General features: G+C 37.5%; 6 protein-coding genes. 4 read left to right on the forward strand and 2 right to left on the reverse strand.

Going from position 1 to position 6,442, the window contains the following annotated elements:
- The first annotated feature begins 97 nt into the window (after positions 1 to 97).
- The 3 genes from KPC_RS16740 to erpA all read left to right on the forward strand — a co-directional run bounded on the left by KPC_RS16740 (position 98) and on the right by erpA (position 2,838).
- Positions 98 to 1,105 carry a putative solute-binding protein gene (locus KPC_RS16740; protein ID WP_121975489.1) on the forward strand — a complete coding sequence of 336 codons (1,008 nt, stop codon included), beginning with the start codon at positions 98 to 100 and terminating at the stop codon, positions 1,103 to 1,105.
- 256 nt (positions 1,106 to 1,361) lie between these two features.
- Positions 1,362 to 2,366 carry a putative solute-binding protein gene (locus tag KPC_RS16745; RefSeq protein ID WP_121975490.1) on the forward strand — a complete coding sequence of 335 codons (1,005 nt, stop codon included), beginning with the start codon at positions 1,362 to 1,364 and terminating at the stop codon, positions 2,364 to 2,366.
- 136 nt (positions 2,367 to 2,502) lie between these two features.
- Positions 2,503 to 2,838 carry an iron-sulfur cluster insertion protein ErpA gene (gene erpA / locus KPC_RS16750; protein WP_121975491.1) on the forward strand — a complete coding sequence of 112 codons (336 nt, stop codon included), beginning with the start codon at positions 2,503 to 2,505 and terminating at the stop codon, positions 2,836 to 2,838.
- 65 nt (positions 2,839 to 2,903) lie between these two features.
- On the opposite strand, the gene KPC_RS16755 is transcribed toward erpA, so the two are convergent.
- Both KPC_RS16755 and KPC_RS16760 read right to left on the reverse strand, forming a co-directional pair.
- The gene (locus KPC_RS16755) at positions 2,904 to 3,743 is read right to left on the reverse strand and encodes an alpha/beta fold hydrolase (protein WP_407641996.1); all 840 of its coding nucleotides are present in this window, start codon (positions 3,741 to 3,743) and stop codon (positions 2,904 to 2,906) included.
- 166 nt (positions 3,744 to 3,909) lie between these two features.
- Positions 3,910 to 5,037 (reverse strand): anhydro-N-acetylmuramic acid kinase, encoded by a 1,128-nt coding sequence (locus KPC_RS16760; RefSeq protein ID WP_121975492.1) that lies wholly within the window; start codon positions 5,035 to 5,037, stop codon positions 3,910 to 3,912.
- Positions 5,038 to 5,099: 62 nt separating this feature from the next.
- Between KPC_RS16760 and tyrS the strand changes: the two genes are divergently transcribed.
- Positions 5,100 to 6,332, forward strand: a complete 1,233-nt coding sequence (gene tyrS / locus KPC_RS16765; protein WP_121975493.1) for a tyrosine--tRNA ligase — start codon at positions 5,100 to 5,102, stop codon at positions 6,330 to 6,332.
- Positions 6,333 to 6,442 lie beyond the last annotated feature (110 nt).

Raw genomic sequence — 6,442 nt, forward strand, 5'->3', positions numbered from 1 at the left:
GAGTAAATACTCTATTTTTTTTTAAAGAAGGTTATTAATATTGCGCTGTGGATGGTTATCAAACTAAACAAATAATATTGATACGGATGCATATATTATGAATAAAATTACTCTTTCAATTGCAGCTACTTCTCTCCTTGGTATGTCTTCATTGGCTCAAGCGAAAGTAGATGTTTGTGTTTTTGATTTACTTGGTAAATCTGGTGAATCATTTCAAATGGCTCAAGAATGGGCATTGGCAGCTAAAGGTTGGGGCGCTGACATCAATCTGATTCCACGTCAGGATGAAGCTGTGGCTGATAATGACTTTAAAGCAGCAAAATGTGATGGCGTATTTATGACATCCATGCGCGCTCGCCAATATAATAAATTTGCAGGTTCTATTGATTCTCTAGGTGGTGTACCAAGTAATGCTATTGCTCAAAAAGCAATTGTATATACCTTGGATGCGCGTAATGCGGCAAAAATGACCACAAATCTTGGCGGTAAAAAATATGAAATCGCGGGAATTGCGCCACTTGGTTCAGCTTATATTTTTGTAAGGGATAAAAGCATTAACTCTGTAGAAAAGGCAGCAGGTAAAAAATTTGCAGTTTTGGGCTATGATCCTGCCCAAAAAATCATGGTGCAACGTGTCGGTGCACAAGCTGTAATTTCTGATATTTCAAACTTTGTGGCTAAATTTAATAATGGTCAGGTAGACATGGTTGGTGCGCCAGCATATGCATATAAACCATTAGAGATATACAAAGGTTTGGGTACAAATGGTGCGATGTTTAATTTCCCTGTTTTGCAGGTAACAGCTGATCTGGTTGTACGTCCAGAAAAGTTTCCAGCAGGATTCGGTCAAAAATCTCGTGACTATTTTGTGAAAAATTTGTCTAAGAGTTTCGCTATGATTAATCGCCTTGAGGCTGCTATCCCGGCGAAATATAAAATGAATCTTACACCTGAAGATAAATTGAAATATCAAAAACTACTTCGTGAAGGGCGTATGGAATTGACTAAACAAGGTATTTATGACCCTGCAATGATGTCAGTACTTAAAAAAGCACGCTGTTCTGTCGATAAAACCAATTTTGAGTGTTCACTTGGTGGTGAATAGTATTGATTTATATAAAAAAACCTAGAATTTTTTCTAGGTTTTTTTTTGATTATTGTTTGTCATTTTAGCCATTGTTGTAGAAAAAAAACTCGGTATTCTTAAAAGAAAATAAGAATTGTCAGGATTTAAAGATTAAGGAAAAAATCTTAAAAAACTCAATCTCATACCTGATAAGAAACTTAATTTTAAACTTATTTTATTCCAGCTTTCATTTCGGGCTGAATAAATAAAATTTGATCATGGAAAGGAAAATAAAATGCAATGGTCTAAAACTTTACTCCTCGCAGCGGGATTTATGGCAATTACAACAGCGGCTCAAGCAAAGCAGACAATTTGTGTCTTTGATTTCGTTGGTAAAAATGGTGATGTTTTTGCACTGATGAAAGACTATCAGTTGGCAGCAAAAAACTGGGGGGCTGACATTGAATTAAAAGTCAATCAAAGTGAATCTGTGATTGCTGAAGACTTTAAGGCTGGAAAATGTGATGGTGTCAGTATTACTGGTATGCGTGGCCGTCAGTTTAATAAGTTTACAGGATCGCTTGATGCGATAGGTGCTATTCCAGATTTAAAACTGGCTGTAAAAGTCATGCAAGGTTTGGCAAGCCCTGTATTTGCTAAATATATGACTAATGGAAAGTACGAGGTCGTTGGGGTTATACCTGTAGGTGATGCTTATTTATTGGTAAATGACCGTAATATCAATACAGTCGCTAAAGCTGCCGGTAAAAAAATTGCTGTTTTGGATTATGATGAAGCCCAAAAAATCATGGTTCAACAAATTGGTGCACAAGCTGTAAGTGCAGATGTTACTAATTTTGGAAGTAAATTTAATAATCATCAGGTTGATATCATTGGTGCACCAGCAGCAGCTTTTAAGCCTTTAGAATTGCACAAAGGCTTAGGTACTAAAGGAGCAATTGTAAATTATCCAATTTTACAGGTGACAGGTAATATCATCATTCGTCCAGATAAATTTCCACAAGGATTTGGTCAAAAATCACGTGATTGGGTAAAATCACAATTACCACGAGCATTTACAATTCTAGGTAAAATGAAATCTGATATCCCTGCAAAATATTGGATGGATGTTCCCGCAGCAGATAAGCCAGGCTATCAAAAGTTGATGCGTGAGTCTCGTATCAATCTGACTAAGCGTGGTGTTTATGATCCGAAAATGATGAAGCTATTATGGCAATTTCGCTGTAAGGAGAATGCTTCCAACTTCGAATGTAGTCTACGCGATGAAGATTACAAATAGCTAACCACTAATTCTGATAAATTTAGTAAGAATTATCTTTAAAGTTCACAGACTGACCATATATTGAGTATGATATAATTTACTTAATATATGGTCTTTTGTTTAAGCCATCTCAATTGTTCGAGGAATGCCTACCATGAATGCCCAAGCACTTGTTATGACAGATAATGCTGCAAATAAAGTTCGTCAACTTCGTGATAGCGAGGGAAATCAAGAGCTTATGTTGCGTGTTTATGTGACAGGTGGTGGTTGTTCCGGATTTTCTTATGGCTTTAACTTTGCAGAAAGTGTTAATGAAGATGATGCCAAATTTGAAAATGGTGATGTGATCATGCTGGTTGATTCCCTGAGCTATCAATATTTAGTGGGTTCAAAAGTTGATTATGTTGAGGGGCTGGAAGGTTCTCGCTTTATTGTTGATAATCCGAATGCAACGACAACATGCGGTTGTGGTTCTTCATTTTCAATTTAAAATTATGATGCATATGTAAAAGCCAGATTTTTATTCTGGCTTTTTTATTGTCTGGTTTCTTAATTTTAACCAATAGTTTTGAGTATGGAGGAACAGAGTTCTTGTGCGTTTTGTACAGGAATCCAATGAGTTGCATCCATAATCACTTCAGTATAGGGAGCATCGACAAAGTTTTTGTTGAGTTCTACACTTTTCTGACCAATAGCTGAGTCATGTTTTCCCCAAATAAATAAGGTAGGAACTTTGACTTTTTCTGTAAAACTTTTTTGTGAACCATAAGGGAGAGCACGATACCAGTTAATTGCGGTACTTATACGCTTTTCCTTAATCATATCTTGTCTAAAATCTTCTAGTTGGGCATCCGTCATACCAGATTTTCTTAATAACCCTTCACCTATTTTAGGTAACTTTTCAAATAATATTTCTGGAATTTTCGGAAGTTGAAATAAACCCATATAGTAGGATTTGAATAGCTGATTACTGGTTAGCATCGACTGTATAAAAGCAGCTTTGTGAGGAACAGAAATCGTAATCAGATGTCGGATCTGTTCTGGGTATTTTATTGCTACTTCCCAAGCTACAACTGCTCCCCAGTCATGTCCAACTAGATAAACTGGCTGTGCAATGATATCAAGGAGCTCATGAATATCTTCAACCAAGGCAGCACTACGATATGCTTTTCGCCCTTTAGGTCTGGCATTTAGACTATAACCACGTTGATTTACAGCAAAAGTACGATAACCGTTTTCATTTAAGATGGTTGATGCTTCTAGCCAACTTTTATTGGTTTCAGGGAATCCGTGCAATAAAATAAAAGGTTGTCCATCTAGGGGGCCTGAATCAATAACGTCAAAAGTTAAGTCTTCTCTTTGAAAGGATTTAAGTCTTTGATTTGAAATACTCATTTTAATTCTCGTGAAATTTTTATTGATACTGATCATTTTTAAGTTAATTTTTAATAGCAATAAAGGTCAACAAAGATAATAAAAAGTGAAAAAATTAAAAGATATAAAAATGTTTCACATGAAACCTAAAAATTAAAGGGTTAAATTTGATTTAACCCTTTGACTTTTAAAGCTTAGTCATTGTGCCCAGTATACGGTAACCAGATGCTCCCGTAACTGCTGGTAAATTACCACTTTCATTTTGCATAAAACGCATCGCGAGCCATGCAAAAGCTGTTGCTTCAACCCAGGTAGGTGAAAGCCCTAAAGCTGTCGTAGTTTGAACAGACCAGTTATGTTTGCGTAAACGCCAGCGTAATTGCTCAAGTAAAGTGGAATTGTACGCTCCACCTCCGCAAACATAGACTTCTCCAGTATCTAAAGGTGAACGATAGATGGCTTTTTTAATTGCACGAGTGGTAAGTTTCATTAACGTGGCTTGAACATTTTCAGGAGTATCATCGAGTTCATTGTATTCTAAATCATTACGCCAATCTGAGATCTGTTCATCTAGCCACTCCAGATTGAAGTCTTCCCGACCTGTACTCTTGGGAGGTTCTTTGGAAAAATATTCATGTGATTGCAAACGTTCCAACAATGGACGAATTGGTTGGCCGTAAGCTGCCCAGTTTCCATTTTCATCATAAGGTTGACCTGTATAACGATGACACCACGCATCCATTAAAATATTTGCTGGACCCGTGTCAAAACCATACACATTTTCAGGATCTCCTGCTGGAAGCATACTCACATTGGCGATGCCTCCCAAATTTAAAATAACTCGGTGAATAGTCGGATGTTGGAATAATGCTTGATGAAACGCTGGGACAAGGGGGGCACCTTGACCACCCGCAGCCATATCGCGGCGACGGAAGTCAGAAATGACAGGAATTTGTGTGATTTCAGTAATAATATTAGGATCACCGATTTGCAAAGTAAATCCATGTTCTGGGCGATGGCGGATAGTTTGCCCATGTGAACCAATCGCTTTAATCTGGTTTTTATCTAGATTATTTTCTTGTATGAGTTGATTTATCCCATTGCCGATCATGGTGGCAAGAGCAACATCTGCCTTACCCATACGATCAATTTCATTATCATCAGGTAAGGCCAGTGCCATTAGCTCATCTCTCAAGTCTAGCTCAAAAGGTATAGTGAGTGTGGCATGTATGTGTAAAGGGTCAAAAGAGGCAGCAACAAAATCGACGCCGTCCATGCTGGTTCCAGTCATTACGCCAATATAGATTGTTGTCATGAAGATACTTCGCCTGCATTATGCTGAAAAAGTGTTAGTATATCGCACAAATTGTATAACTGATGTATTTGGGTTTCGTGATGTCAAATTTCCTGCCGGCTGAAGAACAACTTGCCCTCATCCAACGAGGCACACATGAAATTATTTCTGAAGAGGATCTTTTAAAGAAACTCAAGGAAAATAGACCTTTAAGAGTAAAAGCTGGTTTTGATCCTACAGCACCAGATCTACACTTTGGTCATACTGTTTTAATTAACAAATTAAAAACATTCCAGGATTTAGGTCATGAAGTGACATTCTTGATTGGTGATTATACTGCAATGATCGGTGATCCTACGGGTAAAAGTGCAACTCGTCCGCCGTTATCTCGTGAACAAGTGTTAGAAAATGCTAAAACATATCAAGAACAAGTTTTTAAAATTCTTGATCCAGCAAAAACCAAAGTTCGCTTTAACTCAGAATGGTTTAATCAAAAATCTGCTGCTGATCTTATTCAACTTGCAAGTCAACAAACTGTTTCACGTATGCTGGAACGTGATGATTTCACCAAGCGTTATAGTAATCATCAACCTATTGCGATTCATGAGTTTTTATATCCATTAGTTCAAGGTTATGACTCAATTGCATTAGAGGCTGATGTTGAACTTGGTGGTACAGACCAGACCTTTAACTTGCTTATGGGGCGCACTCTCCAAGGACGTTATGGTCAGGAATCACAAGTGTGTATTACTGTACCGATTCTTGAAGGTTTAGATGGTGTTAATAAAATGTCTAAATCTTTAGGTAATTATATTGGTGTCTTTGATGCACCTGGTGCGATGTACCAAAAAGTTTTGTCTATGCCAGATAGCTTGATTGAACGTTATTTTGATCTTTTAAGTTTTAAATCTCTCGATGAAATTGCTGTACTTCTTAAAGAAATCGAAGAAGGGCGTAATCCTCAAGAGGTGAAGAAGATCCTTGCACTAGAGCTGGTTGAGCGTTTCCATGGTAAAGACGCAGCAGAACATGCTCATAAGGGTGCCGGTAATATTATTACAGAGGGCGAAGTACCAGAAGATGCACCTGAGGTTACGATTTCTCGTGGTGAGTTTGGTGGTGAAATCTTTATTGCTTCGATTTTACGTCTTGCTGGGCTGACCAAAAACGCTGCTCAGGCAAAAGATGCTGTTGCTCGTGGTGCTGTAAAAGTAGACTGGCAAGTGGTTGATGCTAACTTCTCTGTGAAAGAAAATAAGACCTTTATTATTCAATCTGGTAAGAAAGCAATTGCCAGAGTGACTTTCACTGATTAACTGTAAAATCAAAAATTGAGAGAGGGTTATCGTGAGATAGCCCTTTTTTTCGATCACTATAGCGTTTTATTTCACGATTATGGTGCAATGTGTTAGATATATTAATATAT

Source organism: Acinetobacter stercoris (genome assembly GCF_900323515.1).
In the GTDB taxonomy this organism is placed as follows: domain Bacteria; phylum Pseudomonadota; class Gammaproteobacteria; order Pseudomonadales; family Moraxellaceae; genus Acinetobacter; species Acinetobacter stercoris.